The organism is Burkholderia sp. HI2500 (genome assembly GCF_002223055.1).
Lineage (GTDB): Bacteria > Pseudomonadota > Gammaproteobacteria > Burkholderiales > Burkholderiaceae > Burkholderia.
On record NZ_NKFL01000006.1, the window covers coordinates 1,296,321 to 1,311,437 of the forward strand.

General features: G+C 65.9%; 15 protein-coding genes and 1 pseudogene. 6 read left to right on the forward strand and 10 right to left on the reverse strand.

Going from position 1 to position 15,117, the window contains the following annotated elements; translation table 11 throughout:
* Positions 1-44: 44 nt before the first annotated feature.
* From pdxR to CFB45_RS23600, 5 genes are all read left to right on the forward strand, one after another.
* On the forward strand, positions 45-1,532 hold the full coding sequence (pdxR, locus tag CFB45_RS23580; RefSeq protein WP_089427629.1) for a MocR-like pyridoxine biosynthesis transcription factor PdxR: 1,488 nt from the start codon (positions 45-47) through the stop codon (positions 1,530-1,532).
* A 218-nt stretch (positions 1,533-1,750) separates the two neighbouring features.
* On the forward strand, positions 1,751-2,851 hold the full coding sequence (locus CFB45_RS23585; protein WP_089427630.1) for an ABC transporter substrate-binding protein: 1,101 nt from the start codon (positions 1,751-1,753) through the stop codon (positions 2,849-2,851).
* Positions 2,852-2,971: 120 nt separating this feature from the next.
* On the forward strand, positions 2,972-4,744 hold the full coding sequence (locus CFB45_RS23590) for an ABC transporter permease (RefSeq protein WP_089427631.1): 1,773 nt from the start codon (positions 2,972-2,974) through the stop codon (positions 4,742-4,744).
* Entirely contained in the window at positions 4,737-5,804 is a 1,068-nt protein-coding gene (locus tag CFB45_RS23595) for an ABC transporter ATP-binding protein (RefSeq protein WP_089427632.1), read from the forward strand. The genes CFB45_RS23590 and CFB45_RS23595 overlap by 8 nt, the downstream gene beginning before the upstream one ends.
* A 130-nt stretch (positions 5,805-5,934) precedes the next feature.
* Entirely contained in the window at positions 5,935-7,026 is a 1,092-nt protein-coding gene (locus CFB45_RS23600) for a porin (protein ID WP_089427633.1), read from the forward strand.
* 188 nt (positions 7,027-7,214) lie between these two features.
* Here CFB45_RS23600 and CFB45_RS23605 read toward each other — a convergent pair whose 3' ends face one another.
* Positions 7,215-8,180, reverse strand: a complete 966-nt coding sequence (locus tag CFB45_RS23605) for a quinone oxidoreductase family protein (RefSeq protein ID WP_089427634.1) — start codon at positions 8,178-8,180, stop codon at positions 7,215-7,217.
* Positions 8,181-8,226: 46 nt separating this feature from the next.
* Entirely contained in the window at positions 8,227-8,478 is a 252-nt protein-coding gene (locus CFB45_RS23610) for a hypothetical protein (protein WP_089427635.1), read from the reverse strand.
* 95 nt (positions 8,479-8,573) lie between these two features.
* Here CFB45_RS23610 and CFB45_RS23615 point away from each other — a divergent pair, with 95 nt between their 5' ends.
* Positions 8,574-9,383 (forward strand): AraC family transcriptional regulator, encoded by an 810-nt coding sequence (locus CFB45_RS23615; protein WP_089427636.1) that lies wholly within the window; start codon positions 8,574-8,576, stop codon positions 9,381-9,383.
* A 112-nt stretch (positions 9,384-9,495) separates the two neighbouring features.
* Here the strand turns inward: CFB45_RS23615 and CFB45_RS23620 are convergent, their stop codons facing one another.
* The 8 genes and pseudogenes from CFB45_RS23620 to hpaD form a co-directional block, all read right to left on the reverse strand.
* Positions 9,496-10,065 (reverse strand): DUF3304 domain-containing protein, encoded by a 570-nt coding sequence (locus CFB45_RS23620; protein WP_179255094.1) that lies wholly within the window; start codon positions 10,063-10,065, stop codon positions 9,496-9,498.
* A gap of 234 nt (positions 10,066-10,299) precedes the next feature.
* Complete coding sequence (locus CFB45_RS23625) at positions 10,300-11,325, reverse strand: SEL1-like repeat protein (protein ID WP_144025224.1); 1,026 nt, start codon at positions 11,323-11,325, stop codon at positions 10,300-10,302.
* Positions 11,326-11,393: 68 nt separating this feature from the next.
* Positions 11,394-11,588 (reverse strand): annotated as a pseudogene (locus CFB45_RS39555) (PIN domain-containing protein); the annotation flags it as partial.
* The gene (locus CFB45_RS23635) at positions 11,585-12,052 is read right to left on the reverse strand and encodes a helix-turn-helix domain-containing protein (protein WP_089429109.1); all 468 of its coding nucleotides are present in this window, start codon (positions 12,050-12,052) and stop codon (positions 11,585-11,587) included. The pseudogene CFB45_RS39555 and the gene CFB45_RS23635, both read right to left, overlap by 4 nt.
* A gap of 113 nt (positions 12,053-12,165) precedes the next feature.
* Positions 12,166-12,972: a 4-hydroxy-2-oxoheptanedioate aldolase gene (hpaI, locus tag CFB45_RS23640; RefSeq protein WP_089427638.1), complete on the reverse strand. Its 807-nt coding sequence runs from the start codon at positions 12,970-12,972 to the stop codon at positions 12,166-12,168.
* Positions 12,973-12,984: 12 nt separating this feature from the next.
* On the reverse strand, positions 12,985-13,788 hold the full coding sequence (hpaH, locus tag CFB45_RS23645; protein ID WP_089427639.1) for a 2-oxo-hept-4-ene-1,7-dioate hydratase: 804 nt from the start codon (positions 13,786-13,788) through the stop codon (positions 12,985-12,987).
* A gap of 20 nt (positions 13,789-13,808) precedes the next feature.
* Positions 13,809-14,201, reverse strand: a complete 393-nt coding sequence (locus CFB45_RS23650) for a 5-carboxymethyl-2-hydroxymuconate Delta-isomerase (RefSeq protein WP_089427640.1) — start codon at positions 14,199-14,201, stop codon at positions 13,809-13,811.
* Between the two features lie 33 nt (positions 14,202-14,234).
* Positions 14,235-15,083 (reverse strand): 3,4-dihydroxyphenylacetate 2,3-dioxygenase, encoded by an 849-nt coding sequence (hpaD, locus tag CFB45_RS23655; protein ID WP_089427641.1) that lies wholly within the window; start codon positions 15,081-15,083, stop codon positions 14,235-14,237.
* Positions 15,084-15,117 lie beyond the last annotated feature (34 nt).

Below are 15,117 nucleotides of genomic sequence, written 5' to 3' on the forward strand. Positions count from 1 at the left end.
ATATAAGCTGAAGGGCCATTAAATCCTTGACTGAATAGACCACTATGCCGCGAGGCAAAGCCGCGATTCCGCTTGATCTGCCGTGCCCGGCCGGGCTGTCCGCGGGCAGTCCGCAGTCGAAGCAGGAGTGCATCGCCGACGCGCTGCGCGACGCGATCCTGAAGCGCCTGCTGCCCGGCGGCAGCCCGCTGCCGTCGAGCCGCACCCTCGCCGCGCGCTGGGGCGTCGCCCGGGGAACCGTCGAAGCGGCGTACGACCGGCTGTGCTCCGAGGGCTACATCGCCCGCACGCAAGGGTCGGGGTCGCGGGTATGCGCGGTGGTGCCCGACAGCTATCTGCGCGCGGCGGCGCAATCGCGCGACACCCACCTTCCCCCATCCGGCGCACACCCCGCACCGGCACGCACGACCGAAGCCCCCGCGCCGGAACAAGGCGTGCGCCCGGGCGTGCCGTTCGTCGCGCGGCTTGCCGATCCCGGCCTGCTGCCGATGCAGCAATGGAAGAAGGCGCTCGGGGCGAGCCTGCTTGCCGCGACCGCGCACGACCTCGGGGCCACGCCGGCGCAAGGCGTCGAAAGCCTGCGCGACGAAATCGCCGCGTACCTGCGGGAATACCGCGGCATCCCGTGCGACGCCGGCGACATCTTCATCACGACCGGCATCCGCCATTCGATCGATCTCGTCGCGCGCACGCTGCTCGCGCCCGGCGCGACGGTGCTGATGGAGGATCCCGGCTATGCGTCGGCGTGGCAGATCTTCACGATCGCGGGCGCGACCGTGATCGACGTGCCGGTCGATCGGGAAGGCATCGACACGGCGTCGCTGGATCGCTATCCCGATGCGCGCGCGGCCTACGTGACGCCCGCCCATCAGGCGCCGCTCGGCGTGACGATGTCGGTGTCGCGCCGGCTCGAACTGCTCGACTGGGCGCAGCGCACCCGCGCATGGATCATCGAGGACGACTACGACGGCGAATTCAGCTACCAGACCGCCCCGCTGCCTGCGCTGAAATCACTCGACGCGTGCGATCGCGTGATCTACTGCGGGTCGTTCAACAAGACGCTGTTCTCGGGGCTGCGCATCGGCTTCATGGTCGTGCCCGCGGAACTGCGGCCGGCTCTGTCGGCCGTGTGGCATGCGACCGCGCGCTCGGTCGGCGTGGCGCCGCAGCTGGCGCTGGCCCGCTTCATCGCGCACGGCGATTTTGCGAAGCACCTGCGCGCCGCGCGTCACGCGTACCGCCAGCGGCGCGACCTCGTGCTCGACCAGTTGGCGAAACACGCGGGCGGGCGGTACACGGTGTCCGGCGAGCACGCGGGCTTTCATTTCGTGCTGTGGCTGCCGCCCGGGATGGACGACGCGACGTATGTCGCGCAAGCCCAGGCGGACGGCGTCGAATTGCAGCCGATCCGCGGATTCTGTCGAAGCGCCCGGTGCGAAGCGGGCGTCGTCGTCGGGTATTCCGCGCTGACGGCCGCGCACGCGCGGCATGGCGGCCGGCTGCTCGGCAAGCTGCTCGCGCAACCCGCCTAACCGCGCCCGTCATCGGTGCCGCGCCCCGCGGCAACCCGCCGCTCCCGCTTACCCGACCGTGCCGCACGCTGCAAAACGCGCGGCCGCCGCCGCTTCGACCTCGGGAAATCCATGACATGAACGACACGATTGTGAACAGAAATGAAAGCGGGCTGAAAGTGCGCCGCAATTAACATCCGCTCCACTCGAACAACACCTAGACGTAACTGGAGGAAGACATGCCGTTTGCACCGAAGCACCTCGCCGCCGCGCTGGCGGTCGTTCTGGGCACTGCCGCCGGCAGCGCCGCCGCGCAGGTTCCGGCCGGGTATCCGGGGAGCTACCAGGGCGTCATCGACGCCGCGAAGAAGGAAGGCAAGCTGATCGTCTACTCGACGACCGACACGGGCCTCGTGCGTCCGCTGATCAAGGACTTCGAAAGCCTGTACGGCGTGAAGGTCGAGTACAACGACATGAACAGCACCGAGCTGTACAACCGCTACATCAGCGAGAACGCGGCGAGCAGCACCAGCGCCGACGTGCTGTGGAGCTCGGCGATGGACCTGCAGGTCAAGCTCGTCAACGACGGCCTGATGGCGTCGTACGACTCCCCCGAAAGCGCGAACCTGCCGCAATGGGCGCAGTACCAGAAGCAGGCCTACGGCACGACGTTCGAGCCGCTCGCGATCGTCTACAACAAGCGCCTGATCCCCGAGAACGAAGTGCCGAAGACGCGCGCCGAGCTGATCAAGCTGCTCGCGTCGCAACCGGACAAGTTCAAGGGCAAGCTCACGACGTACGACGTCGAGAAATCCGGCGTCGGCTTCAACGCGCTGACGCAGGACGCGCACCTGAACGAGAAGGTCACGTGGGAACTCGTGAAGGCGATCGGCGCGACCGGCCCGAAGCTGCAGTCGAGCACCGGCGCGATGATGGAGCGCATCTCGTCGGGCGAGAACCTGATCGGCTACAACATCTTCGGATCGTACGCGTACGCGAAGGCAAAGAAGGACAAGTCGATCGGCTACGTGTTTCCGAAGGACTACACACAGATCGTGAGCCGCCTCACCACCATCTCGAAGAAAGCGAAGAATCCGAACGCCGCGAAGCTGTGGGTCGACTACCTGCTGTCGAAACGCGGCCAGACGCTGATCGCGAACCAGGCCAACCTGTACGCGATCCGTACGGACGTGACCGGCGAAACGTCGGCCGCGGGCCTCACGAAGGAGCTCGGCGATTCGCTGAAGCCGATCCAGATCGGCACCGGCCTGCTCGTCTATCTGGACCAGTCGAAGCGGCTCGCGTTCCTGAAGCAATGGCAGCAGGCGATCAAGGGCTGATCCGCTGATCCACTGACCGGCTTCGGCCGGCCAATGGCCGCCCGCCACGTCGCGCGGGCGGCCCCTTCCCCATACCGACTTCCTAGAGGCGGCCATCCGGATGGCCGCAGGGGTGAACTCATGCTTTCAACCAGCACACGCGGATCGGTGCCTGCCGTTCCGCCCGCCACCGGCCCGCGCGATGCGATTCCCGCGCTGCCGGTCAGCAGCCTGCAGCCGCTCGCCGGCATGCTGCGCTGGATCGTCGTCGCGGTACTGACCATCGCGGTCGCGCTGCCGCTCGGCTTCATCCTGTTCCAGAGCCTGCTGTCCGCGCCGTTCTTCGATGCGAACAAGACGCTCGGCATCGAGGGCTTCCGTTTCGTCTTCAGCGATCCCGATTTCTGGTCGGCCGTGAAGAACTCGTTCATCATCGCCGGCGGGATGCTGTTCATCTCGATCCCGCTCGGCGGCATCCTCGCGTTCCTGATGGTGCGCACCGACCTGCCCGGCCGCCGCTGGCTCGAACCGCTGCTGCTCACGCCCGTGTTCGTGTCGCCGATGGTGCTCGCATTCGGCTACGTGGTCGCGGCCGGCCCGGTCGGCTTCTATTCGGTGTGGTTCAAGGCACTGTTCGGGGTGCAAAGCGTGCCCTGGAACGTGTACTCGGTCTTCGCGATCACGGTGATCGTCGGCCTCACGCACGTGCCGCACGTGTACCTGTACTCGTCGGCCGCGCTGCGCAACCTCGGCTCGGATGTCGAGGAAGCCGCGCGCGTGACGGGCGCCCGCCCGTTCCGCGTCGCGCTCGACGTGAGCCTGCCGATGACGATGCCCGCGCTGCTGTTCGCCGGCGTGCTGGTGTTCTTCCTCGGCTTCGAGGTGTTCGGGCTGCCGCTCGTGCTCGGCGATCCGGAAGGCCACCTCGTGCTCGCGACCTACCTGTACAAGCTGACCAACAAGCTCGGCGTGCCGTCGTATCACCTGATGGCCGCGGTCGCGGTGTGCATCGTCGCGATCACGTTCCCGCTCGTGCTGCTGCAGCGCCGCCTGCTGAAGACCGCGAACCGCTTCGTCACCGTGAAGGGCAAGGCCGGCCGCGCGACGGTGCTGCCGCTCGGCGTATGGCGCTGGGTCGCGCTCGCGATCGTCGCGCTGTGGCTGATGCTGACCGTGATCGTGCCGATCTCGGGCATCGTGCTGCGCGCGTTCGTGACCAACTGGGGCGAAGGCGTCGCGCTCGCCGACGTGCTCACGCTGTCGAACTTCATCGAACTGTTCGAGCAGGACAACCTGGTGCGCGCGATCGTCAATACGCTCGGCGTCGGCGTGATCGGCGGCGCGCTCGCGATTGGCTTCTACTCGCTCGTCGCGTTCGCCGGCCACCGCCGCCCCGACTGGGCCACCAAGCTGCTCGACTACCTCGTGCTGCTGCCGCGCGCGGTGCCCGGCCTGCTCGCCGGTCTCGCGTTCCTGTGGATCTTCCTGTTCGTCCCCGGCCTGCGCGAGCTGAAGAACTCGATGTGGAGCATCTGGATCGCGTACACGGTCGTGTGGCTCGCGTACGGGATGCGGCTCATCCAGAGCGCGCTGCTGCAGGTCGGCCCCGAGCTCGAGGAAGCCGGCCGCAGCGTCGGCGCGACGCGCAGCCGCGTGTCGCTCGACGTGACGCTGCCGCTCGTGCGTTTCGGCCTGCTCGCCGCGTGGCTCCTGATCTTCATGATCTTCGAGCGCGAATACTCGACGGCCGTCTACCTGCTGTCGCCCGGCACCGAAGTGATCGGCGCGCTGCTCGTGTCGCTGTGGGCGACCGGCGCCGTCGACCAGGTCGCCGCGCTTTCTGTCATCAACATTGCGATGGTCGGCGCCGGTCTCGGCGTGGCCCTGCGTTTCGGAGTGAAACTTCATGGATAAGCTCATCGTCGACAACCTGCACCTCAGCTACGGCACCCATCCGATCCTCAAGGGCGTGTCGTTCGAACTGAAGGCCGGCGAAGTCGTGTGCCTGCTCGGCGCGTCGGGCAGCGGCAAGACCACGCTGCTGCGCGCGGTGGCCGGCCTCGAACAGCCGTCCGACGGCCGCATCCAGCTCGACGACCGCGTGTTCTTCGACGGCGCGCAGCGCGTCGACCTGCCCGTCGAGCAGCGCTCGCTCGGGCTCGTGTTCCAGTCGTACGCGCTGTGGCCGCACCGTACCGTCGCCGACAACGTCGGCTACGGGCTGAAGCTGCGCCGCGTCGCACCGGCCGAACAGAAGCGCCGCGTGCAGTCCGCGCTCGACCAGCTCGGCCTCGGCCATCTCGCGGAACGCTTCCCGCATCAGCTGTCGGGCGGCCAGCAGCAGCGCGTCGCGATTGCGCGCGCGCTCGTCTACAACCCGCCGGTGATCCTGCTCGACGAACCGCTGTCGAACCTCGACGCCAAGCTGCGCGAGGAAGCGCGCGCATGGCTGCGCGAGCTGATCGTGTCGCTCGGGCTGTCGGCCCTGTGCGTGACGCACGACCAGACCGAAGCAATGGCGATGTCCGACCGCATCCTGCTGCTGCGCAACGGCCGCATCGAGCAGGAAGGCACGCCGGCCGAGCTGTACGGCGCGCCGCGCTCGCTGTACACGGCCGAGTTCATGGGCAGCAACAACCGGATCGACGCGCGCGTCGCGGCCATTGACGGCGAACGCGTGACGCTCGCCGGCGACGGCTGGGAACTGCAGGCGCTCGCCCGCGACACCTTCGCGCCGGGCCAGGACGCGCAGGCCGTGATCCGCCTCGAGCGTGTGCAGGTCGCCGACGGCCCGGGCGCGAACCGGCTGCAGGCCGACCTCGTCACGTCGATGTATCTCGGCGACCGCTGGGAATACCTGTTCCATTGCGGCGAGATGCGCCTGCGCGCATTCGGCCACGTGCCGCGCGCAGCGGGCAAGCACTGGATCGAATTCCCGGCCAACGACTGCTGGGCGTTCGCGAAAGCGGGCTGACCCCGTCGCGGCGGCCCACGCGCCGCCGCGCATGCATTCGCGCACACCTCCCTTCGCGCTCCGCATCGGCGCGACGCGTACCCGCTTTCTGTTTCAACCCGCCCACAAAAACCAAGGAGACACCGTCAAAATGAAGTCACGCGCAGAACGTTCCATTCGAACAGTAGTCCTCACCAGTTCGGCCGCGGCAGCCTGTATCGCCGTGCCGGCCGCGCACGCGCAGTCGTCGGTCACGATCTACGGGATCATGGACGCCGGCATCGAGTTCGCGAACCACGCGGCGCCGGAAGGCGGCAATTCCGTCAAGCTCAAGTCGGGCAACAAGAACACGTCGCGGTGGGGCTTGCGCGGCGTCGAGGATCTCGGCGGCGGGCTGAAGGCGGTGTTCCGGCTGGAAAGCGGGATCGACCTCGCGAACGGCGCGTCCGACGACGGCCCCGACTCGATCTTCGCGCGCCGCGCAACGGTCGGCCTGAAAAGCAAATGGGGCGAACTGACGCTCGGCCGCAACTTCACCGTCACGTATGACTACATGATGCCGTTCGACCCGATGGGTTACTCGCAGAACTATTCATGGGCCTCGTCGTCGATGGCGACCGGCGGGCGCAAGGATGGCATGTTCACGCGCTCGTCGAATGCGGTGCGCTACGACGGTGAATTCAGCGGCTTCAAGTTCGGCGCGTTGTACGGCTTCGGCAACGTGCCGGGCAGCATCAAGACCAGCTCGAAATACGACTTCGCGGCCGGCTACGAAACAGGCCCGTTCGCCGCGGTGGTCGCGTTCGACCGGCAGAACGGCGCGGCCGACAGCGTCACGCCGGCCGATGCGGTCAACTATATCCAGGGCATCCATGCCGGCCTGAGCTACGACTTCGGCAACCTGAAGACGATGGCCGGCTACCGCAACTACAAGCGCACGTATCGCACGAGCGCCGCGAACCAGTTGAGCGACATGTACTGGGTCGGCGGCTCGTATCAGTTCACGCCGACGTTCTCGCTGATCGGCGCCGTGTATCACCAGAACATCAAGGGCGGCACGGATGCCGATCCGACGCTCGTGTCGATGCGCGCGCAATACGCGCTGTCGAAGCGCACGGTGCTGTACGCAGCCGGTGCATTCGCGATCGGGCAGCATGGGCAGAAGGTCGGTGTATCGCGCGATGTCAACGGGTACGGCACCACGCAGGTCGGGGTGACGGCCGGGATTCAGCAGCGGTTCTGAGTCTGATGCGGCGGATGGCGGCGCGCGCGTTGCGTCGCTGCGCCGCGTCGCCCGTTCACTCGCGACGGGCCACCGTACCCTTGTTTGTTGCACGAAGCGTGCTCGCCGTACCCATCGGTATCGTGAAGAGATCACGTGCGTGAACGGTGCCCGCCGTGCGTTCGGCCACGCGGTGCACCGCCGCTTCTTCATCTGCCCTCGTCCATCGTGAACACCGATCGCACGAGGCTGCTCGTATCGCCCCAATGCACGCCGACGTCCGCCAGCGGCACTACCCGCGTCTCGATTGCCAGCCCCGCCGGCCCGGCCGCGTCGAATACGCCGCGCACCGAGGCCAGCAGGCGCGGCAACGGCACACTGCCGAGGCCGCTGCCCATCAGCTCGATGGCGGTCGCCCGCAGCACCGCGCCCGGCAGCAGCACATCCGCGCCGCCGATCGAACCGATCTGCACGAAGCGCAGCCGGCGGCCTTCGGGCGTCGCCTTCGCCGCAGCAACCAGCAGCGTCTGCGCGCTGGCACCCCACAAATAGTCGAGCACAACGTCTACGCCTGCGCGAAAGTGTGGCTCGAGCGCACGCGCCAGATGCGCGTCGTCCTGCTGCAGCGACACGACGGCATCCGCGCCCGCGTTCAGCAATGCCTGCGGCGCAGCCGCGTTGCGGCCGGTCGCGATCACCTTCGCCGCGCCGAGATGCTTCGCGATCCGCACCGCCAGCCGCCCCGACGTACCGGTCGCGCCGTTGACGAGCACCGTCTCGCCCGCGACGAGCCGGGCGCGCTCGGTCAGCGCGGCCCACGACGACATCCCGGGAATCGCGATCGCCGCGGCCGTGATGTCGTCGAGCGCGTCGGGCAACGGCACGCACCGCGTATCGGGCACGATCGTGCACTCGGCCATCGCGCCGAACGGTGCGGGCGCGCCGAAGAAATAGACGCGCTGCCCGTCATCGAGGCGGCCCACGCCGTCGACGCCGACGACGAACGGATAACGCCATTCCGACGAGTAATGCGTACCGGACGCCCGCCCCTGCGCGATCCGGCTCAGCGCGGACGCCGTCACGTCGATCAGGCGATGGCCCGGCATCGCGCGCGGTGCTTCGAAATCCATATGGACGGGACGCTCGCCGGCGCCCGTCACGACTGCTGCTTTCATGGTGACTCCTTGAATCGGGATACTCGATCGACAGTTCCCGCGCGTGTCAATGCGCTTCGAGCCACGCGCGCAGCGTGGGATCGCGTACGTCCAGCACGTCGAACAGGCCAAGTGCGCGCAACGCGGGCAACGCGTCGATCGTGTCGGCCTCCGCGCGCGCCCGGTCGGCAGGCGCAGCGTTCGGGTCGGTCAGCACTCGCGCGTTGACCAGGAACGCGCCGACGGTGCCCTTGCGGATCGTCGTTCCGCCGGCCTCGATCCGGTCGGCATGGTCGGGAAGCATCTGTTCGGCTCGCATCGTGTCGTACTCCGGTTGTCATCGATGGATGCAGTGTAGGCGTGCGAATCCGGCCGATCTCCGGTATAACGGCCATTCGATACCGCTATCCGGCCATGTCCGATCCACTCCTGCCCGCCCGATTCGTCACGTCCGACGACGGCCCGTTCGTCGTCGCGGCCGTCCTGTCGCAACGCGATCCGCGCGTGACGCCATCCCACTCGCACGCGCGCGGCCAGCTCGTCGGCGCGCTGAGCGGGCTGCTGACGATCGGTCTCGACGATCAGGACTGGGTCGTGCCGGCGATCCATGCGATCTGGATTCCGCCGCATTGCCGGCATTCGCTGCGCTCGTTCGGGCCGATTTCCGGCTGGTCGGCGTTCGTTGCCGAAGCACGCTGCGCGGCGCTGCCGGATACGCCGCGCGCGATCCGCACGACGCCGCTGCTGCGCGAGGCCGTGCAGCGGGCGGCGAGTTGGGAGGGTTCGGCGCTGGATGCCGCTCAAACGCGGATCGCCGACGTGATCCTCGATGAAATCGCATCGTCGGAAGTCGAGGCGCTGGGGCTGGTGCGGCCGCAAGATCCGCGGCTGATGAAGATCACCGATGCGCTTGCCGCCGATCTAGCGGACAACCGGCGGCTGGAGGAATGGGCCGAATGGGCCGGCATCAGTGCGCGGACGATGAGCCGCCGCTTCGTCGCGGAGACGGGGCTGACGTTCGCGCAGTGGCGTCAGCAGGCCAGGCTGCTGCGGGCGCTGGAGCGCATTGCCGACGGCGTGCCGGTGACGACGATCGCGCTCGACCTCGGGTACGACAACGTGAGCGCGTTCATCGACATGTTCCGGCGCGCGTTGGGAACGACGCCGGGGAGGTATATGGCGCTTACGACGCGTGACACCAGGGATGGCAGAATTCAGTCATAGCCCATGCAGCTCATCTTCGGATCAAAGACTTTGGCACGCCCCTCGCTCCACACCTGCTTCGCTTCGCCAGGACGACCGGCCTTCGGCATGCATGTCGGCTATTGGATCAGGCTCATTTGCCCGCCTCCTGATTCAACGCCTTCTCCACCTTTTCGTGCAGTTGCCGGTCGTATGCCTCGGCCGCTTTGTCGCGCTCGCGCAGCGCCTGCATCTGCGCGTTCGCCGTGGCGTCGAGCACACCCTGAACGACATACGGATCGTTGCTGGCCGGCTTGTCCAACGAACTGCCGTCGTCGACGCGGACGCGAATCCGATCGTCCTCGAGGAACTGCACCACGAAGTTGTACTGCGTGGGTCCATACGGCGGCACTTTTGCCACGGCTTCGAGCCATTGGTCGCCGCTACGGTCGTTGGCGTCGTATGGGTGCGAGTCACGCTCCCAACGCACGTGCACCGTCATACCGTCGCGCCACTTCTCCGGCACATAGACGCAGCACGATTCGGAGCCACCACCACTCGGTTCCCCGGTCTTGCCAACCGGTGCGATATTCGGACCTCCCCCGCTTCGACCTTCGGCATCCGTGATGGAGAAACTTCCAACCCCATACGATGCGTAATTCAATCCGCTGACCGACGCCGGATTCTCGACCGCGCTGGCGGCAGGCGCCACCGGCGCGGCCACGCCTGCCTGCGACGTCCTAATGGCAACCGGCCACCAGCACGCCCAACGAGAGCGCAGCCAGAAGCCGCACCGGCATGGCTGAAGGTCGCGCCCTGCGGCGCATCGGAACATTTTTCATTGGGCGAATCAACTTGCTTCCTCGAACTGCTTTCTGATCGGCATAGACCCGATGGGACTTGTCGCGCGTTCGAACCCTCATCGTGTGCGCGGCGCTGCTCTTGGCCGCCTCGTCGGCTAAGTGACCGCCTTCGCGGTATTGATCAGCGTTTGTATATCGCCGTTCCATTTGGGGAGCGGCGCTGGCGGCAAGGGCAATATCTTGTCCAGGTTGGGAAGCTTCAATCGCCCATCGTAAAGTTTCAAGATATCGACGAATTTGCCATAGCGTCGAGCACGTACTTTGTCGACATGGCCGACCAGGTTGGTGCCATTGTCGAGGTCCATCCCGTCAAATTCCGCAGCAAGGCTATCGGCACATTTGGCGCTTCCCAGCTTGACGCCTTCATGCAAGACGTTCAGTGCACGGCGTTTTGCCTCGAGCGTATTGGGACGGGCGTAGATCAACCCCAGTTTCTCTGCCGCATCGCCATACCCCTGTGCCAGCGCACATTCGAGCATCCTGGTTCCCACCGCCTGGTTGGCCCAAAAACCCTCGCCGGGATTGTCGTAAGACGCGGCCAGCTTGTAGCCAAGGAAAGCCATCGCGGCCGGACTCCCCATATCGGCTGCTCGCTGGAAAAATGCGTACGCCGTCCTGGCACCGCCGCCCTTGACCACTCCGTCGAGGTGATATATGCCCATCCGGTCGTATGCATCGGGAATATCGAGCCTCATGGCCCTCTCGACCCACTGAATCGCAGCTTCAGGATCGTGTTCCGGTACGCCGGAACGATTGCTCAAAATCAGCGACGCCAGGTTGAGCATCGCCTTCCAGTGGTTTCTTCCGGCCGCCTGTAGATAGAGCTGATACACCTTGGCATAGTCGATGTTGTCGGCGGGTATGGCCGGATCGTCCAATGTCAACGCTTGCTGAAACCATATTTCCGCCTGCGGATCAACTGGAGACACCCGTTGTGCCTCAACTACGCAGGTGAAGTCTTTTCGATGTGGATCGAAGAGCGGCAGTTTTTCGTCACGTGGGAGATCAGACGTCGCAGTGGTCCACTGATGATCGACGGAAGTCAGGATGCCTGCATGCGCCGCCGAGACGAGCAGTAAAGCGGCGAGCGAGAAGCGCAACGCATCAATCAAAAATTTCATGTGCGGCCCGACTCGTCAGTGCCACCGATACCGTCACCATTTGACACGGAGACCGAACGGGACGACATCGTGGTCGACGAACAGCGCTCGGTGCTCAAGTCGGGACGGTTGCGCAAGAGGTTACGCTTCCACTCGTTATGAATATGCGCGCTCCAGCGAGCCCGGAAGCATCCACTCAACGCCAGCCGCATCAGAAAATCGCGAAGCGGCGCGGGATAAAGCACACAGGCATCGTAGACGGCCGTGAATGGCGAACTCGTCATTCGTAACCCATCCGCAGCTCCTGAGCCTGCCTGCTCAACTCATCCATTGCGTCGGCACTCGCTTGATCGCGCTCTGCCTTGTAGTGCATCAGATCGGAAAAACGCACACGCCGATGCTTGCCCGTCCGGTGATACGGCAGTGCATTCGATTCAAGCAGCTTGATCAAGTGCGGGCGAGAAACATTGAGCAAATCCGCCGCTTCCTGAGTAGTCAATTCCGCGTGAACCGGTACGACCTTGACCGCGTTGCCGTCGGCCAGCTCCTCGAGAATATCCACCAACAGCCGAAGTGCGGACGTCGGGAGTTCAACCTGATGCGCGCGATTCTCGTCGTCAAAGATCTGAATGCGCTGCGTATCGGTTCGCGTCGCGAGATACGCAGCCAATATGCGCTGCCCTTCGACAGCCGCCTGCATCTCGCGCTCGACAGGCAAGATCACGTCGGGTGTCGTGGGATGGGGCATCGCGCTGTCCAATCGAGGGTTGCAGAAGTGCATCATCTTATTCGAAATAAACGGAAATCGTAATATTCGAAACACGATATCGCCCCAATTACGCGAATGAAACCCCACTTGACTTAATACGTCCCATTCCCCTTCTTCACGGCCTGCTCCCCCTTCCCCTTGAACTGCACAGCCAACCGCTCCGCCCCCCTCGCCAGCAGCGTCGTATCGACACCGACCGCGACGAACAACGCCCCCGCCTCCAGATAGCGCCGCGCGGCCGCCTCATCGGCGCTCAGAATGCCCGGCGCCTTGCCAGCGGCCTTGATCGTCCGGATCGCACCATCGATTGCCGCCTGCACATCCGGATGTCCCGGATTGCCGAGATGCCCGAGATCAGCCGCGAGATCCGCCGGCCCGATGAACACACCGTCCACACCTTCGACCCGCGCAATCGTCTCGATCGCGTCGAGCCCCGCCCGCGTCTCGACCTGCACGAGCACGGCCATCTCGTCGTTCGCGCGATGCAGGTAGTCACCGACGCGATTCCACCGCGACGCACGCGCCAGCGCACTGCCCACGCCACGAATCCCGTGCGGCGGATAACGCGTCGCCGCCACCGCCGCGCGCGCCTCGTCGGCGCTCTGCACCATCGGCACGAGCAATGTCTGCGCCCCAAGGTCGAGCACCTGCTTGACGATCACCGGATCGTTCCACGGCACGCGCACGACCGGATGCGACGGATACGGCGCGATCGCCTGCAGTTGCGCGAGGATCGTCGGCACCGTGTTCGGCGCATGCTCGCCGTCGATCAGCAGCCAGTCGAAACCGGCGCCCGCGACCACTTCGGCGCTGTACGGATTCGCGAGCCCGAGCCACAGCCCGATCTGCGCATCGCCGCGTGCCAGCGCGGCCTTGAAGACATTCGAAGGAATCTGCATCGCTCGCTCACCTCACTCGAAGTAGCACTGGATCGTCCCGAGCGGGCCGTAGTCGACGCTGAACGTATCGCCCGGCCGCGCCGCGCACGGCCGCGTGAACGAGCCGCCGAGCACGATCTGCCCCGGCTCCAGCGCGACATCGAAGCGCGCCAGCCGGTTCGCGAGCCACGCGACGCCGTTCGCCGGATGGTTCAGCACGCCGGCCGCGACGCCCGTTTCCTCGACCACGCCATTACGCGACATGATCGCCGCGACCCAGCGCAGGTCGACGTCCTGCGGTTTCACCGGCCGCCCGCCGATCACGACGCCCGCGTTCGCCGCGTTGTCGGCGATCGTGTCGAACACCTTGCGCGGCCGCTTCGTGTCGGGGTCGATCGACTGGCTGCGCGCGTCGATGATCTCGAGCGCCGGCACCACATAGTCGACCGCGTCGTACACGTCGAAGATCGTGCAGTCCGGGCCGGTGAGCCGCTTGCCGAGCACGAACGCGAGCTCGACCTCGACGCGCGGCACGATGAAGCGGCCGGTGGGAATCGTGCCGCCGTCGGCGAAGAACATGTCGTCGAGCAGCGCGCCGTAGTCGGGCTCGTCGATCTGCGACGTGTTCTGCATCGCCTTCGACGTCAGGCCGATCTTGTGGCCCTTCAGCGTGCGGCCTTCCGCGAGCTTGAGGGCGACCCACGTGCGCTGGATCGCATACGCGTCGTCGATCGTGATGTCGGGATGGTCGAGCGAGATCTGGCGGATCTGCTTGCGCTCGCGCTCGGCGTCGTGCAGGCGCTGCGCGAGCTGGTCGATGATGGCGGGTTCGAGCATGGTCGGATCGGGAATGGGGTTCAGCCGGCCCGCTTGTAGCGGGCGTGAATGTTGTTGTGCTTGTACGAGCCGCTTTCGCTGAACTCGGTCAGTTCCATCGACAGCGCCAGGTAGCGTTTCGCGTATAACTCCGCGAAATGCGCGTTGATCGCGTCGAACAGTGCGTCGCACGCGGCCTTTTTCTGCTCGTCGGTACGGCCCGAGCCGATCTTGAGCGTCACGTGGACGAACGCGTCGTCCTCCGTGCCGTCGGCCACGCAATAGTCCTGCAGCTCGATCGCGCGCGAGCGGATGCCGCCCGTCGGGAACACGCCGCCCTGTGCGATCAGCGTGGCGTTGATCGTGCGCAGCAGCGCGGGAATGCGCGCGTCGTCGCGAATGTTCGCGGTGTATTCGACGACGATGTGTGGCATGGCGGGTCTCCTGTCGAAGGCGTGGCGCAGCGCTCAGGCGAGCGGAAAGATCGCATTGATCTGCCCGGTGCCCGAACTCGCGAAATAGTCGGTGACGATCTCGACGGGCTTGTCGTAGCGATCCCAGCCGAGCAAGCCGAGCAGCATCGCGGTGTCGTGCATCCCGCCTTCGCCGTGGCAATGCGTGTTGTACTCGGGCAGCATCGCGCAGAAGGTCTTGAAGTCCCCCTGCTTCCACAGCTCGACCACCCGCAGGTCGACCTGCCGGAAGAATTCGCGGCTGATCTCGTGGATCGACTCCTCGGGGCTGCCGTTGTCGTTGAAGCGGTGCGACAGCGACCCGCTCGCGAGAAACGCGACGTTCGAATCGCTCTTCTCGATCGCTTGGAGCAGCGCCTCGCCGAAGCGCCGGCTTTCGTCGAGCTGATGCCACATGCACCAGCCGGCGATCGACACGACCTTGAAGTGCTGGTCGGCGTTCATGTAGCGCATCGGCACCAGCGTGCCGTATTCGAGTTCGAGGCTGTCGATCTCGTGCGCGCGGGTCGCGATCCCGCGCTCGGTGGCCGTCTCGGCGATCAGCCGGCCGAGCGCCGGGTTGCCTGGATACGCGTACTGCATGTCGCGGATGAAATGCGGCAGCTCGTTGCTCGTGTACGTGCCCGAGAACTGCGCATTGCAGTTCACGTGATAGCCGGCGTTGACGAGCCAGTGCACGTCCGACACGACGATCGTGTCGACGCCGAGCGCGCGGCAGCGCTCGCCGATCAGTTGATGGCCGCGGATCGCCGCTTCGCGGCAGCCGTGATGCCTGCCGGGCAGTTCCGACAGGTACATCGACGGCACGTGCGTGATTTTCGCGGCGAGGGACAGTTTGCCCATCGTTCAAGTCTCCTGTCGGCCGGAGTTAGCGCTT